Annotated in this window: 16 protein-coding genes; 13 read left to right on the top strand and 3 right to left on the bottom strand. The window is 57.4% G+C overall.

Features of this window, described 5'->3' with window-relative positions; genetic code table 11:
• Window positions 1-12: 12 nt before the first annotated feature.
• Window positions 13-150 (bottom strand): hypothetical protein, encoded by a 138-nt coding sequence (locus tag FHT76_RS04135; RefSeq protein ID WP_259184466.1) that lies wholly within the window; start codon window positions 148-150, stop codon window positions 13-15.
• A 278-nt stretch (window positions 151-428) separates the two neighbouring features.
• Between FHT76_RS04135 and FHT76_RS04130 the strand changes: the two genes are divergently transcribed.
• From FHT76_RS04130 to FHT76_RS04070, 13 genes are all read left to right on the top strand, one after another.
• Window positions 429-809, top strand: coding sequence for a hypothetical protein (locus FHT76_RS04130; protein ID WP_259184464.1), 381 nt, complete (start codon window positions 429-431; stop codon window positions 807-809).
• Window positions 806-1,195, top strand: a complete 390-nt coding sequence (locus FHT76_RS04125) for a hypothetical protein (protein WP_259184462.1) — start codon at window positions 806-808, stop codon at window positions 1,193-1,195. The genes FHT76_RS04130 and FHT76_RS04125 overlap by 4 nt, the downstream gene beginning before the upstream one ends.
• Before the next feature lie 114 nt (window positions 1,196-1,309).
• Window positions 1,310-1,981, top strand: a complete 672-nt coding sequence (locus tag FHT76_RS04120) for a hypothetical protein (protein ID WP_259184461.1) — start codon at window positions 1,310-1,312, stop codon at window positions 1,979-1,981.
• A 430-nt stretch (window positions 1,982-2,411) separates the two neighbouring features.
• Window positions 2,412-3,494 carry a hypothetical protein gene (locus FHT76_RS04115; RefSeq protein WP_259184459.1) on the top strand — a complete coding sequence of 361 codons (1,083 nt, stop codon included), beginning with the start codon at window positions 2,412-2,414 and terminating at the stop codon, window positions 3,492-3,494.
• Between the two features lie 76 nt (window positions 3,495-3,570).
• Window positions 3,571-3,834 (top strand): hypothetical protein, encoded by a 264-nt coding sequence (locus FHT76_RS04110; RefSeq protein WP_259184458.1) that lies wholly within the window; start codon window positions 3,571-3,573, stop codon window positions 3,832-3,834.
• Window positions 3,835-4,103: 269 nt separating this feature from the next.
• The gene (locus FHT76_RS04105; protein ID WP_259184457.1) at window positions 4,104-5,309 is read left to right on the top strand and encodes a hypothetical protein; all 1,206 of its coding nucleotides are present in this window, start codon (window positions 4,104-4,106) and stop codon (window positions 5,307-5,309) included.
• Between the two features lie 174 nt (window positions 5,310-5,483).
• Window positions 5,484-6,197 carry a hypothetical protein gene (locus FHT76_RS04100; RefSeq protein ID WP_259184456.1) on the top strand — a complete coding sequence of 238 codons (714 nt, stop codon included), beginning with the start codon at window positions 5,484-5,486 and terminating at the stop codon, window positions 6,195-6,197.
• A 77-nt stretch (window positions 6,198-6,274) separates the two neighbouring features.
• Entirely contained in the window at window positions 6,275-6,958 is a 684-nt protein-coding gene (locus tag FHT76_RS04095; RefSeq protein ID WP_259184455.1) for a hypothetical protein, read from the top strand.
• 76 nt (window positions 6,959-7,034) lie between these two features.
• Window positions 7,035-7,598 (top strand): hypothetical protein, encoded by a 564-nt coding sequence (locus FHT76_RS04090; RefSeq protein ID WP_259184454.1) that lies wholly within the window; start codon window positions 7,035-7,037, stop codon window positions 7,596-7,598.
• A gap of 727 nt (window positions 7,599-8,325) precedes the next feature.
• The gene (locus FHT76_RS04085; RefSeq protein WP_259184453.1) at window positions 8,326-8,958 is read left to right on the top strand and encodes a hypothetical protein; all 633 of its coding nucleotides are present in this window, start codon (window positions 8,326-8,328) and stop codon (window positions 8,956-8,958) included.
• Between the two features lie 303 nt (window positions 8,959-9,261).
• Window positions 9,262-10,182, top strand: a complete 921-nt coding sequence (locus tag FHT76_RS04080) for a hypothetical protein (protein ID WP_259184452.1) — start codon at window positions 9,262-9,264, stop codon at window positions 10,180-10,182.
• Window positions 10,183-10,354: 172 nt separating this feature from the next.
• On the top strand, window positions 10,355-12,820 hold the full coding sequence (locus FHT76_RS04075; protein WP_259184451.1) for a TOTE conflict system archaeo-eukaryotic primase domain-containing protein: 2,466 nt from the start codon (window positions 10,355-10,357) through the stop codon (window positions 12,818-12,820).
• A gap of 158 nt (window positions 12,821-12,978) precedes the next feature.
• Window positions 12,979-13,143 carry a hypothetical protein gene (locus tag FHT76_RS04070; RefSeq protein ID WP_259184450.1) on the top strand — a complete coding sequence of 55 codons (165 nt, stop codon included), beginning with the start codon at window positions 12,979-12,981 and terminating at the stop codon, window positions 13,141-13,143.
• Between the two features lie 36 nt (window positions 13,144-13,179).
• Here the strand turns inward: FHT76_RS04070 and tilS are convergent, their stop codons facing one another.
• Window positions 13,180-13,890, bottom strand: coding sequence for a tRNA lysidine(34) synthetase TilS (tilS, locus tag FHT76_RS04065; protein ID WP_259184448.1), 711 nt, complete (start codon window positions 13,888-13,890; stop codon window positions 13,180-13,182).
• A gap of 89 nt (window positions 13,891-13,979) precedes the next feature.
• Window positions 13,980-14,264 carry a hypothetical protein gene (locus FHT76_RS04060; protein ID WP_259184447.1) on the bottom strand — a complete coding sequence of 95 codons (285 nt, stop codon included), beginning with the start codon at window positions 14,262-14,264 and terminating at the stop codon, window positions 13,980-13,982.
• Window positions 14,265-14,373 lie beyond the last annotated feature (109 nt).

Below are 14,373 nucleotides of genomic sequence, written 5' to 3'. Positions count from 1 at the left end.
TGTTCTGACCGCTTACGGCTTTGGAAGATTGCCGTTATTGGGCCGACGGCCGAGACGGGATTCCAGTTCCTCGACCTCGCCCTCGCGCGCCATCTTGGCTTCCGACACTTCTGAGCGGGCTGTATTCAACGCCTCTGAAGTAGCGTTCATCTGGATGACATTTATAGCAACCGTAAGCGATAATCATGCTCGTGCCGCCGATTATAGGGAGAAGACCACCATCCCCGGCGCGGTATTTCGAGATGTCGACTGGAAGGTTGATGGCGGAGAGGCCGGCCGCGACGAGGTAGCCCCATTCTACGGCCCTGTCGGTAATGCTGCGGGCTTTTGACATGTCTTTTCTCCGTTCCATTGGCATGAAGCATATCGCCTTGCTAGGCAAGTTGCCATGGGCCGATACTGGAACCATACAGCATGGGAAAACTACAATGAACAGGGCATCCGCAGCGATCCTCCGGTGGTACCTCCTGACACTCGACGACGGAGAAGAACATGCGGAAACGCTCATATCGGCCATCGCAAGCGGCATGGCGAACGGCGATGAAAGCCTGCGCCAGATGTTCTTTTCGCTCCTCGCCAAAGCCCACGAAACAGCCGAGGAGTCCGACGACTATGACATCTTGACCAGACTGTTCGAGCTACATTTCGAGCTGGATGCCCTCCAGGCTGCTGAAATTCGCGTTAGGAACATCACGGAGCTGATGGAACTCACCAACGCCGAGCCCCGCGGGCCAATCAGCGCGCGAATCCGAGACCTCAAGCTCAAGTCCCTGTTGGCGGAGCTTGGCTTGGAGGATCGCCAAACGTGAAGGCGGTGGCATGGCGCTGGCTTGCGCTGATCGGAATGGTCGCGGTGGTGACGCTGGCTGGATGGATTATCACTGAAAGATCGCGGTTCACCGCTGACATCCGGGCCAACCTCAGGTCGATTCCTCTCGACGCTAGCTGCGACACCAATGGCATACTGATCGATCAGGGATTGGTGAACTGCGTCGATATCGGCGGCCGGTTTCGCGTCGTCCACTCGCGAGTGACGCAGGTGTTCTTGTTGACGTCGGCCACGGTACGACCGACGCCTTTTGCCAGCTTTACCGCCGACGTGGACATAGACCGCCCCATAGACGACGCTCTGATCCGGTTCAGTGATGCCGTGGCTCAGGCGGCTCTCCAGCAGAAAACGTCCGCCGCCCGATAACGTCATTTATCGGTCAATGGCTCCTGCTCGTCTGCGCAACCCTCCCCCAAGTGGAGTATGAAATCCTGAGATTCGCGTGGTATCGACCCTCGTACGGGATTCAAGGAGAGCTGAATGAGGCATTTGATTTTGGTCATCGCGGTGACGCTGTCTCCGGCAGTGGCCCTCGCGGAATGCGATTTTGACAAGCCTGTGGGATCGTGCCGGGCGTCGATATCGATCGACAGTACCTCGGGATCGAAAGGAAGCTATTCCGCCGAGGCTACGGTGAGAAGCTCCGCCTCCTCGTGCTCGAAGGTGGAGTACTTCCTCGACAACACACCGCAGACAACCGTTATCAAGAACGGTAGCAGCGAAGACGAGAGTCTTTTCGGGACCAAGCCCATCACGAAGAAATCGGTGCAGTTCAAGAAATGCACTCAGTATGCATCGAAGGATTCCGCTGGAAAGAAGTCGGGTGGGGGCGAGGCCGCCGATAGCGGCGGCCCACGATATTTTCAAGGGAGATGGACTGGTTCGATTGGATGGGGTTTCGCGCGCGGCCCGATCACCCTGGACATCGCCGTCAATGGAAACCACGGGAACGGGATATCGGCCTCCAGCGTCGGGGAACCGCAACGGATTGACGGAACGATTTCCGGCACCCGGATGACCTACCGGCACATCAACGAAGATGAGACCACCACAGTCGTGCTGACAAAGTTGAGCGACAACACCCTTTCCTACGACGCGTCGTCGGCACAAGGCGGCATGATTCACGTAACTGGAAAGCTGACGCGCCAGTAGGGCATTCAACCCGTTATCAAACCCATTGGCCGATAACGCCCTTTATGGGCCACAAATCGGCAAGCTGCCCGGGAGCAGGTTTTGTCAGAGAAAACGCTCGCTGAATTCTGCCCAGAACTCGTTCCCAAAGGGGGCATCCGCTTCGTCCTGGGAGCGATGGGGAACGGCCTTGGCGGAGGCGACCGCCGACGGATCGTGTCGGCAACCGTTGCATAACTGATGATCACAGTCTTCGACGTAGCCCTTGTATCCACAACCGACGCAGTTGACCAAAATCATGACACGCATCCCCCAAGTCATCAGAAACCTAGTCTCGCTCTGATTATTCGCGATCGCAACTTGGCTCGGGCAATGGGTTGGAGTGGCGCGCAACGCTTGTTTCCGGGATCAAGTGATCATAGGGTCAGTGCAACTGACTTAGGCTAAAAGCATGGCAACCCTTCGATACGAATATCCGATCGCCTTCAACGCGACGCCGCTCAAGCACAAGTCGCACAAGTTCGTTGCGGGCAAGTTCATTGAGACTTACGACGTTGCCGAAGTCGACGCCAACGATGTTCATCCGTTGATCGACATCACCAACGACAAGGGCGAAGAGTTCCGCTGCTTCGAAATCGAGGGGCGATTTTACAGGCTCGTCGGGGCCATCGACGACGATGTGGTCGCGGCCTACTACTCGGCAGCCAACAGTCCGATCAAGGCCCTGAGCGAAGAGTATCACGGACTCCGCAAGGGTGGTCAGAAGCGGGCGAAATCTTTAGGTCTACCGATCTTTCCAAAGCTCGACCCGGAAGTTGAAATCGGAGACGCCATCCTGAAGCGCGAATGGTTCTCCGAGCTCGATCGCGAGTGGCTAGATCGAATTCGCGACAAGGCGGTTGCACAGCTATCGTCTCTGAGGAGCTGTGACGGGGTTCTGTACGAGCGCATGTCGGAGCCAGGCTTCATCGTCACTATGTCCGCCAGCCGGGACGGCCTGTCGGCCGAGAAAATATCGATCGCGTTCGAGAAAACCGACAACCGGTTTTACTACATCGGTCACCCAGTCGGATATTTCACGGCAGCCCAGCAGGCAGAGGCGTGGGAGTACGCGGTAAAGTTGGCGCAAGTACATGGCGCGCAGTTCGAATTCCGCGGCAACACGAGTGTCGTCGTCCATGACGAAGACCGCCTGACATTCGAGCCTTCCCATGCCCATGCAATGGATGCGTGCACCATTGCCTACCGAATGCTCGACGGAGACACGGCGAGGGAACAGAGCGGGCTGAAAGACCTTCTGGAGCGCATGGAGGCGCTATTGGGCGAAACTCCAGACGATTGGAGGTCGGAACCGAACTCCGAGGCCCTCCAGTCCAAAGCGCTGGCGGCCGGAGAACTCGCACGCGAGGCTCGTGAATTCGTCGCTCGTATGGAGGGGTATCCAGTGATCTTCATCGATACTTTGCTGGAACGCTGGGATGACCGGCCGGTCGCGCTGGCGATGTCGGCAGCGCCAAGTCCCCGTCGGGTGTAATCAGCCGCATGATGCCCACCCAACAGTTCCTTGCGTCGCACCGGCCTATGCTTTATTTACTAATGCGGTGGACACGATGTCGAGTGTAGCAGTGAAGGTTCTGTCGACGGTGAACGCCCCCTACGGGACGAACCTTTCGGCTGAGCAATTGGCTGCGAAGATTTCCGATCCAGCAAGCGTCGAAAATTTCGACCCGTCAGCATTTTCCTTCTATTCCGAGGTCGATGAGGGCCTCCAGAATTCGTTCCTGAACGAAATGCATATTGATCATTCCGAAGCGACTGAGATTGCGCACAAATTCTCTGCTCTCGCAGGATACCCGATGGCGTTGGCCCGATAGTGGCAACGCCATCGAGAAGCCAGTGGGAAAGCCTGTTTGATCGGGCTGTAGCGATCATAGATCAAGCCAATCGCGAATTTAAGCACGTTGACGATTGGAGCTTTGACGTGAAATCTTTATCGACGATCCGCAGACTCGATCCCCAGGTTCACGGCTACACGTTGAACCTAAATCCCGACCATCCCGTAGGCGCACTCAATCGTAATGAATGATGGAACCCACGCGCCGGCCGGAGTCCAATAGGTATGGAAGACTTCAAGGAGTGTCGCGTGGCCAAGTTTCAGTTCTCGTCGGAAGACGGCTATTCACGGGTGTCGGCTGGAGAACTCCAAGGCATCATTGAACATGGCGGGTTTGACGAAGAAGTATCCTCGGTCCTCACCAGCCTTTGTCACCCGTATTTTACCGACTACCTCTGGATTGCGGGCGAGGACAGGGAATATTTCGCTGAAATTTTCGAGAAGGCGCTGAAAGCCGGACACGAGCAGAGTTTCGGTATGTACGAAAAGGTCGTCAAGAGCGACGAACATATCAAAAGCAGATGGCCGTCGTTGGCTGCCGTCGCCTCGCATCTTAGGGCCGACGACCAGAAGATAATCGTGATCACCTACGACGTAAGCGGATGCTTCCCGAATTCTAGTTTCGCGCCAAAGGCATGGAAATCCGCAAACAGGCCACATGCCGAGGATGTGTTCGAAGAACTACCGGAGGCGGAGCAGTGGAGCCTGACACTCTGCAACCTGTTGAAGAAGCATCCAAAGAACCAGTGGAAGCGGGGCTTCAGCCACTACGCGTCGAAGAAATTGAAGGAGCAGAATGCCATCGGCATCGGCAACAAGCTTGCCACTGACAGCATCATCCGCAGCGAAATCATCGCCGCCCGCGACCTACCTGCGCTGGAGACGGCGCTGTCCAAGCTGGGAGAGGAGTTGCTTGAACGCGCTGGAGATCACATTGATCCAGATGACACGATATACATTGCAGGAAACAGGGTCGACAACAAGTTCCTGGCCGATCCGCTGGGTGAAGCTTACCTCGGTCAGTGCCGTGGCGCGATGATGTTCCGAACCGACATATGCGATGGCATGCTTCCCAACATGTTCGCGCTCGCAACCGAAATTGAATGCTGGATCGAGCCGGATTGCCCGGTATCCAAGTTGGTCATCGTTCAGGCAGTTGTTTCCCGTGCGGACGAGATAACCCGTGCTATCGAGATGGTTCAACGACGGGGCCAGAAGTTCGATGACGTGCTGCTATTGACGGGCGTGATCAACAAGATGCAGCTGGCGAAGATCAAGAACCTGTATCCGGACATCGAAGTGGAGAGCGTCGAGATCACCAAGGGCAACCTTCGGGAGGTGCACGAGCACATGGAAGAGGTCTGTGAGGCAGAGGGTAAGCCGAAGCGTGTTCGATCGGGCATCATCCGCCGGTTTGTCCGGCAAGACATAGAACGGGAAAAGGCGGTGACCTGAGAACTTCCATAAGTGCGGTAGGCCGATCTTTCGCGGCAGCCAGGTCGTCTGTTTCTTATCAAAGGCATCCCATATCAAGACGTCACGGAGTCATGAATTGAAGTGTTGACATAGCCAGACACCATTGATATCGAAGCGACGTCATTAATTAAAGACTAGGCCGTGGAGGTTTTGATGTCGGGTGACGAAAATACGCATTACAAGGTTCGCCAGTTTCTCCGTAACGAGGCGATTAAAAGCGGTCACTCGGACGTCTACAAGGCATTTATTCAGCGGCCATCAGACTCGAAAATATGGCACCTCAACCTCAATGGCGACGCCATCGGCGCGGCGGTCACGCACGGCAGCAATATCGAGTTGTTCCATGTGAAGACCGGCGAGCAAGGCCGTCTAAAGATGGTCGCGGAATCCATCCTCGCGCAAATGTGCCAAGAAAATTACGTGGTCGCCACGGTGACAGAAGAGGACGCCGAGAAGCGGGCGTTCTGGAAAGAACTCGGCTTCAAGCCAAAGGGCGGGCTGCTTTATCTGCAATTGCAGGATTGGCAATGGCCGGTCGACCTGAAGGTGTTCGACGGGGTCAAGAAAGGTGTCGCCGTTAAGTTCTTCGACAGGAGCCAGAGCGGGGAAACTCCGTTTGCCGAAATGGATGGCGTCGGCGTCCTTTCAGACAACCACATCCTCCATTTGCCGGAGCTAGCGGTCGCTTTCGATGGCAAGTCCGAAACCACGTTTGGCCGACGTTGGGTTTCCGTATTCATCGACGGCACGCTGCAGGCTGAGGCCAGACTTGATTCCGCCAAGGCGAGAGAGCTTGGAATGCGTCGAGACGCAGGTGGCATGCCATACATCGCGACGGTCGACCTTTACACGCCGACGATCCTCTGAGCGGCTTCGTTTTGGCCGCCCTCATTTGCTTTATGCCGTCCCTAGCATGACAGTGAATCAAACACTGGAGGAATGAAATGTCCCTACAACGAGTAGCCGCTCAAATCGAGTTCCTTGCTGGACCGAAGCTCGCTGAACTTGGATTGACCTTGGTACTTCATCCGAGCGAAAACCCGGCCTCGGAAGACCATTCCATCCTATTCACCGACGCAAGGGCGCGGGCGCATGCGGTGAGCGTGCAGGTTGACTCCAACTCACCGTCACTAGCCAACTCATCGCTGTCGATCGAACACGTAGAGCTGAAACCCATCGAAGGCACGCCGCTATCGTGCGTGAAGTCTGGATGGGCGCACGCCGAATTGAGGTCAAATACGATCGGAGGTAGGGTGGAGGAAATCCTCAGGGCCATTGGCGCAAACAACTGGTTCATCCCGGTTGATGACGTCGAGGCCGGGATCGTCACCGACTTCCGTTGGGAAAAGATCATCCCGAAGATGCGCGAGCATTTCTTCGACGGCGAAGTCAAGCTGAGCAGCTCGGTCGTGGGCCAGCCAAGCGACACTGTCGAGATCATCCACGGCGGCAAGACTACCGCAAAGGCCGCATTGGCTGGACAAGCAGTTATCCGCGTCAGCTACGAGACGCTGGCTGGCGACGAGCGCGTTCTGGAATACGTCGGTCTGGCAAAGTTCGAAGCGAACATCGACAAGGACCTTGGCGGCAGACCAGCTTCGACGGCGGGAATCGGGCCGCGCATCTAGCATCCTTGGGAGACCTCATGGCCGGTAACGCGAGTTATCGGCCATGGCTCATGCCATTACGTTCAGGAACAAAAATATGAACCCGACGCATCTTGCCAAGCTCCTCAATCTCACGGAAAAGGCGATGTTCGCATTGATCGAGTTGCGGCCGTTCCCAGCAAGCCTGAGTTCGGAAGACGATGCCGGAAGGGCGCTTCGACTTGCCATTGTGGAACATCGCGACGCCGAACACGCCGTTTTCGAGATTGAACATGCGTTCGAGAGGCTCATCGAGGAAACCAAGGCACAGCTGGTGGCCTATCGCGCCGAGACCGAAGAGTTCGCACGCGCAAATCACCTCGAGGTGGTAAAACACGTTCATTTGACGATCGACGACCTGTTTCTCCGTGATGAGGTATCGGCGGCCGAGGCTCGAAGGGCCGTCGTTCAGGTCTTGTCGAAGGTGGATAGCGCTGTCGCGAAAAAGATCACGGATGGCATCAGACTATGGGTAACCAACGCCAGGCTTCGGGGTGAGAACCTCGATCCGTGGAAGAATTTCATCACCGAACTTTTGGAGGTTGGCACCTTCAACGTCCACCGCGATCAGGTGGACAGACTGGCGCAAGTGGTTCTCCTGATCGCCAGTTCGAACCGTTGACGCAGATATGGTCTCCGGATTGTTCTGTCGGGAAAGATGATCTCGCGGATTTGCGAGGCCGTGCCGACTTGTTCCTCGGGCAGCTAACAGCCCGCTACGGAAAATCCCTGAAGCCGAATGTCCAACGGCGTAAACCATACCAAAAGATGGGGGTCGCGCTTCTTGCCGGGGTTTGCTAATCCGGGACCGTATCGAGGTCAGAGCGTATGGAAATCGTCCCACTTAATCCTGCCGCTGAGAACATGGAGTGCATCATGCTCTCGGATTTCGGTTTCGTCTCAGCCACTACCTTAGCTTATCGCTCATCTCTTTTTGGCAGGATCGTCAGGCACTCCCCGGGGCTGCCCATGGCGACGGCAAAGAAAATGCGCGTCGCCGTCGTCAGTGATGCCGCAAATTCGAAGAAGACATTGGCTCAGGCACTCTCGTTTCCAGACCATTCAAATGTGCCAGTTTACGAGCTTCAACCGCCTGCCGAAGCCGTTCCACGATTGATCACGCTAACGTTGTTCTGTCTAGTTCTGTTGTCTTTCTCGTACTCGACGTTGATAGGACTCGGCCTTCCCTTGATCCTCCAGACGAAAGCCTTCGGAGGCGAATACGAGCGGCTTTCCGCCGCAAACTACATGCGGCTTCAAATGATGACGTCAGACACATCTTATCGTCGGGATAAACCTGAGGATTTCCCATTGCCGTCCAGACTTTCCTCGGTCCTGGAGCGGAAGCCATGAATTATCAGCGGCGCAAAACCGACGCACTGCTCATCAGTGCGGCCATGATGCTGGTCGCGGGACACTGCCTGGAATGGTGGGGGTTGCTAGGGATTTTCTCCGACTCCGTTCAAACCGCGTCGGAACGGCTTCTCCGCAGTTTCATCTGGAGTTATTCGGAGGGCATGACGATCTCGCAGCTTCATGGTCGGCAAGCCGGCTGGATGCAGATTCTAGCCGACAGCTTTCTCTTATACGCGCTGTTCTCCGTGGCAGCCGTTGCAATGGCGTGGCGTTTCATCGGCCCGGAAGTGGCCAAGATGGGCGCGATCGCCGTCATCGCTTTCACCTTCGTCTTCGACGGACCTCTGCTGGCGGGACGGGCAATGATCGACTATGCGTCGGACGGCCATTATCTGGAGGCGGTGGATAGGGGAGGTATCACCTACACCGGAAGCTATTTGAGGCCACTGACACCGCTCGCTGGAGGAGTCGTCCAGACGCCTCTTCACGACGAGCGTACAAGCGGCATGCTGTTTCCATTCGTCTCCCACCTGCCGGCCGCGATACTCTGCGGGAGCGTGACGTTGATGTTGATATGGTCCTTCCGCAAGCCGAAGAGGATGCGGGCTAGCGCTTCTGCGGCGTAGGCTCCAGAACGCCCGACACCAAATGCAACAGCTCGCGTCTTGCCTGAGCTGCCCTTATTCTCTTCCTGTCGCTATAGAAGAGAAAATGGCAGAATGCGGAAGTCGATAAAAATACCCGTCCTGCATACCATCGGCGGAAGCCTTTCGAAGACGCAGAAGACACTTGTTGGCGTAGTCGACCACGAAGTGGCGCTACGAGAGCTATCCGAACGCGACGCGCCGTTGGCACTGCGAGCGGTCTTTAATAACAGTCCGTTCGAACGATGTGACTTTCGTCTACATGCCGGAAGACTATATCGGCGGATGGTCAGGACCAAGACCGACAATCCGCTATCAGTCTCCGATCGGTTCAGGCGGGTACAAAACGACCTGTGGGAGGCCGCAATCGAGCTTGCGAAGACGACGCCGGGCCAGATAATTCCGCCCCGGCCACAGCTCGTGGCGAAACCGAAGGAGTTGAAAGGGTATGATGGAATTCCGGAGTTCGTCGCGGCCGCCGTCAGGAACGTTCCGCGCCCCAGAGACCCTGAGACCGAGATCGCCGACTGGCGGCGACGCGCGGACGACATGGCGGCAAAACATATCGTCGTCGGCGAGAGGGCGTACGAGCTGTCCTCGGAGCCGATGTATAAGGTGATTTTCAACGCTCCGGATCGCATCCTCTTTGCCTATGATGCGGCCCGCGTGTACTCGGTCGTCACCAGGGACTTTCGTCAGTCGGAGCTCGGTGGTCTTGACCTGTTCGCGTTTCATTTCAACGTCGACCAGGAAGAGCAAGCACTGCAGCTATTCGAAGCGAGAAAGAAGCCTGAAAACATCGATGCAAACCATGGGGTACATATCGAGCGGTGGCTAGACGACTACCAGTGCGTGGATAATGACGCTTTCGAAATGGACAAAATGGCAAAAATGGTGCTGAATGACGTTTCATGGGGGATCACGGTGCGTTCGAGAACCAGGCCGATGATACTCGATGTCGGATCAACCGAGCTGATTAATTCCGTCATGCATCTAAAAGCGATGGTCGACAGCCGCGATCCGGCGCAGGGGGTCGATGACGATCTCGACGTGGCGATGGAGCGCGTTATCGAGGCCGCTGTCGGTGGCGCGAAGACCAGGCCGTACCTTCGTCCGAAGGTGAGGGAGATGGCTCTCTACAGCATCGATCGCTGGCGGCAGCGACCAATCGTTATGCCGTCGCAGTCACTTACGTTAAGTCGCTGAGCGGTCTCGATTGTGTTGATCGTCGAAGCAAGATCGCGTTCGACGTCATCAATTCCTGGTAAATGTTGATAATCATTCAATAATCCTGTAAAAGACCTCAGTTCCAAAGGGGTTTTTGCATGCTCCGAGCCAGTTTTGCGTCAGGAATTCTACAGCTTCGATTGGTTGCCGCATGAGGAGGGCCAGCGGAGACCAGCATTCCGATCTCCCGCTTTTCGGCCTCGCCGCTCCCGTCGTCACGGCCCGGATCGACCGAAATTCGCCCCTCAGCGCCAAGGTCAACTTCCTGCTTGGGCTGTTCGGCGGCCACGACCTCCACGTTGGCTATCGATGGGAAAACAACGGTAGGATTGGGACAGCGATCCTCTGCGACAACGAGTGGGACAAGGAGCTTTGCCAAAAAGGCGGTGGTGGCGGGCTTGCGCGGTGCGAGTCATGTCCGAATAAGAGTTTCGTGGTCAACCGAGAGATGATCATGAGAAGCCATCTCGCTGGCAGCAAGCAATTCGGCAAGGTGGCGGCCTGGAGGCGGGACGACGAGTTCGTCGCGGCGGTGTATCCCGTCGCCGCTGACGGCACCTGCCGCTTCTTCTGCGTTGGGTTCGTCTCGGAAGGGTGGCGCAAGGATGCCGAGGCTTTCCTCGAGACCACAAAGCTTTGGCGCATTCCGGCAGCGGTGGAGGCGGGCAGGGACGGGCGAGGCGCGCGGGTCTGGGTCTTCTTTCAGGAAGGCGTCCCCGCGCGCAAGGCACGCGAACTGGCCTACTCGCTCGTGACGGAGACGATGGACCGTCGGCCTGAACTGGCTTTCTCGACCTACGATTTGGTTTGGCCAGCCGAGAACTCCGCGATATCTCCAGTCAACGCGAAGCCAGTTCCGCTGCCGCTACAGATGAGGCAGATGGCATTGGGTTACACCGTCTTCCTCGACGATCAGATGAACCAGGTAGACGATCAGTGGCTTCACCTCGATCGGATGAAACGCCTATCCCTGTCGCAGCTCGATTCCCTGCTCGGGACCACCAAGAGGCGCGCCGACCGCGTGCTGGGCGTCCGATTGGTCGCAGAAGGCGATTTCGACACGACTGTTGGAACGCGCCCGTCCGGCCTAATCGGGGTGCGGCCGGTCTCGGTTGCCATGCCGCCAGTGGTGGATGTCCTTGTCTCAAACCAGGTATACATCGACAGATCGCAGCTTCCCGCCCAACACGCGGCGAGATTGATGAGCCTCGCGGCATTTCAGAACCCGGTCTACCTCAAAGCCCAGAAAGACAAGCGCGACACCCGAAACCAGCCCCTGATAATCTCGCGCGGCCAGATCGACGACAGGTTCGTCGCCTTGCCTCGGGGCTGCCTTCCGGACGTCCTGAAGTATCTGGAGCATTACGGGGCGGCACCGCGGGTCGAGGACAAGCGCAACAGGGGCCAATCACTGCCATCCGTATGCCGGTTCACAGGGACATTGGAGCCGTCGCAGCAACTCGCTTACGAGGCCCTGATGCAGCATGATATCGGCGTGGTCGAGGGGCCGCCGTCGTTTGGAAAGACCGTCGTCGCGGCCGCGATGATCGGCGGCCGAGGGGTCAATTCCCTCGTCCTCGTCAACCGCAGCCACCTTCTCACCCAATGGAAAACCGCTCTGCCACGGTTCCTCGACATCGATCCATCGTTGATCGGGACCATCGTCAGCGGCAAATGGAACCACAAGGGCGTTATCGACATCGCGGTGATTCAGGGGCTCAAAGGCGAGGATAGGACAGAAAACGGGTTGGTGCTGGACGACCTGTCAGAGGATTTCATCGCGGGGTACGGCAACATCATCGTCGACGAGTGCCATCACATCGCGGCCGTGACCTACGAGGCGGTTACGAAGCGAGCGCCAGCGCTCTACTTCTCTGCGTTCAGCGCGACGACCAAGCGGGGCGACGGCAAGGAACCGGTGGTGTTCATGCAATGCGGGCCGATCCGTCACCGGACGACGGCCGAACAGCAGGCGGCGGAGCGTGGAATCCGCCAGACGGTCCTTCAGAGGCGGACGGCTACGATCCTGCCGCCAGAAGTGCCTGTCGACGATCCCAACGCGCTGCAGGCCATCTACAAGGCTCTTGCGGAGGACGAGGGTAGAAACGATCAGATATTCGAGGACGTGATCGTAGCACTTTCGAAGGGCAGGTCACCGATCGTGATCTCCGAACGCCGTGACCATCTCGAGGTGCTTGCCAAGCGGTTCGAAGGCCATGTCGATCATCTGGCTGTGATGCACGGGCAAATGAAGAAAGCCGCTCGGGAGAAGGCCGAGGCCGCGCTGGCGGCCCCGCTCGGAGAGCAGCGCCTCATCCTGGCCACCGGAGGGTTCCTCGGTGAAGGATTCGACGACAGCAGGCTCAGCGCCTTGTTCCTGACCATGCCGATATCGACGGAGGGATGGCTGAAGCAATATACAGGCCGCCTTCAGCGTAAGCAGGACGGCAAGGAAGAGATCGAGGTCTACGACTATTTGGACTACAAGGTCCAGCGGCTGGTGAACATGTGGAAGGCGCGCCAGAGGGTCTACACCGAAATCGGCTTCGACATCGTGCGGGATACGAGCTTCATGCCGGAATTCGACGAAGGAGACTGGGAGTTGGTCCAGGTCTGAGGCCGTGGTGAGCGATCCGTCACTGGTGTCTGCACTGTACGGTCGCCAAGGCTTGCCAAAACGGGCAAATCAGTTGACTCTCACACGCCATGCGCCAGATCAGTCCGCCTAGCCATAGCGACGACGATCCAGACAGGCATCTCAGGTGCCAAGAGGCGATGCTGTGGGCTTTTCAGGATTTCATCACGGCAGCCACCGAGGCGGGATGGCATGAGCGCGAGGTCGCGGCGGCGATGATCGATCTTGCCGATCACCACCTCTTGGGAATGATGGAGAACGAAAAGACCTCCGCGATCATCTCGCTGCTCAGGCGGATAACCTGACAAGTTGCCGTGAAGACATCGGTGATCAGAAGGCTCTTAGAAGTTCGGGGCTTTGGCGATCGCTGGTTCGATGTCGCCGAAGTCTTCCTCGTCAATGGAGAAGTCGGCTGCGGCCGCAGCGGACGTATAAACGATAGATTTAAGGACGTTACGACGCTTGGACATCTCGGGGATGAGCTCGTTGCGGACCCAATTGCGCTCGTGCGTGCTGTCTGCGTTGCTGGCGTCTTCCATCCACTGGTACCCACGGCGCTTCGCTTGCTCGAGGATCGCTGCCTTGGGGACTTCGAGGAACGGGCGGTATCTGGAGCCGGCGAATTTGCGCATGCTCAGCTTGTCATGCGGGTAGCCGCGCATGAGCCGCAGGATGATGGTCTCCAGCTGATCGTTGGCGTGGTGACCGGTCATCAAAAGCTCTTCCGGTCGTTTGATCGTCGAGAAGAACCGATACCGCTGGCTACGGGCCTCCGCTTCGAGACTTGATGCCGCGCGCATCCTATCAGGTTCCCCGTATCCGACATGGCACTCCAAGCCGAGGTCAGCGCAGGTCTTCCGCAAGAGTTGCTCCTCTTCGACCGCTTGATCCCTGAGGCCGTGGTTGAAGTGGGCGACCCGCAACGGCTTCCCGGAGTTCTTCGCCATGAAATGGAGCATGAATATGGAATCCACGCCGCCGCTGACGGCCAAGAGGTAGGCTTCGGACGAGCTTCTGATCTCCGCGATGATCTGGTTCCATTTGATCTGCATGTGCGCTCCAAAGGGGGACTGATGCCAATCTATCGGCCGTTGTTACCAGCCACAAATCCAGCGTGCGCCCTGACCGGCTTGCTCGTGGCTTAGAAAAAGCCCCAGCCAAGGAACGTCGTTGGCGTTCCGACCGATACAGGCTCCGGCGCGGGGTCTGGCTTCTTCATCGAAGCCTCGATCCGGTCCCTTAGTTGCTGGGGGATCGGGACACCGTTGTTGATGGCCCTTGGCGCGTATCGCTCCGTCGAATAGGTCCGCGCAGGACCAGAGGGGCGCTCCGCTGCGCGCTCGCCTGCATGTTGAGACGGCTGCATCATAGCCATCTGGCCGAATTGCACGTGATGCGCGGTCATCGCGGCCTTTGAATATTTCATCCTGATCTCCCCCGCTGCCGAACCGTTCCTCCAGTCGTTATGACCCGGCGGAGGTTAACGAAGTGCGACCGGAAGACAACCATAAATGCCCACGCTATAGCCGGCCGGC

It is taken from the genome of Rhizobium sp. BK176 (assembly GCF_024808055.1).
This window is presented reverse-complemented; position numbering and strand designations above follow the sequence as displayed.

Coding starts and splice junctions, on each gene's coding strand:
- FHT76_RS04135 (WP_259184466.1), bottom strand. CDS start 150: ATGAACGCTACTTCAGAGGCGTTGAATACAGCCCGCTCAGAAGTGTCG.
- FHT76_RS04130 (WP_259184464.1), top strand. CDS start 429: ATGAACAGGGCATCCGCAGCGATCCTCCGGTGGTACCTCCTGACACTC.
- FHT76_RS04120 (WP_259184461.1), top strand. CDS start 1,310: ATGAGGCATTTGATTTTGGTCATCGCGGTGACGCTGTCTCCGGCAGTG.
- FHT76_RS04115 (WP_259184459.1), top strand. CDS start 2,412: ATGGCAACCCTTCGATACGAATATCCGATCGCCTTCAACGCGACGCCG.
- FHT76_RS04110 (WP_259184458.1), top strand. CDS start 3,571: ATGTCGAGTGTAGCAGTGAAGGTTCTGTCGACGGTGAACGCCCCCTAC.
- FHT76_RS04100 (WP_259184456.1), top strand. CDS start 5,484: ATGTCGGGTGACGAAAATACGCATTACAAGGTTCGCCAGTTTCTCCGT.
- FHT76_RS04095 (WP_259184455.1), top strand. CDS start 6,275: ATGTCCCTACAACGAGTAGCCGCTCAAATCGAGTTCCTTGCTGGACCG.
- FHT76_RS04090 (WP_259184454.1), top strand. CDS start 7,035: ATGAACCCGACGCATCTTGCCAAGCTCCTCAATCTCACGGAAAAGGCG.
- FHT76_RS04085 (WP_259184453.1), top strand. CDS start 8,326: ATGAATTATCAGCGGCGCAAAACCGACGCACTGCTCATCAGTGCGGCC.
- FHT76_RS04080 (WP_259184452.1), top strand. CDS start 9,262: ATGGTCAGGACCAAGACCGACAATCCGCTATCAGTCTCCGATCGGTTC.
- FHT76_RS04075 (WP_259184451.1), top strand. CDS start 10,355: ATGAGGAGGGCCAGCGGAGACCAGCATTCCGATCTCCCGCTTTTCGGC.
- FHT76_RS04070 (WP_259184450.1), top strand. CDS start 12,979: ATGCTGTGGGCTTTTCAGGATTTCATCACGGCAGCCACCGAGGCGGGA.
- tilS (WP_259184448.1), bottom strand. CDS start 13,890: ATGCAGATCAAATGGAACCAGATCATCGCGGAGATCAGAAGCTCGTCC.
- FHT76_RS04060 (WP_259184447.1), bottom strand. CDS start 14,264: ATGAAATATTCAAAGGCCGCGATGACCGCGCATCACGTGCAATTCGGC.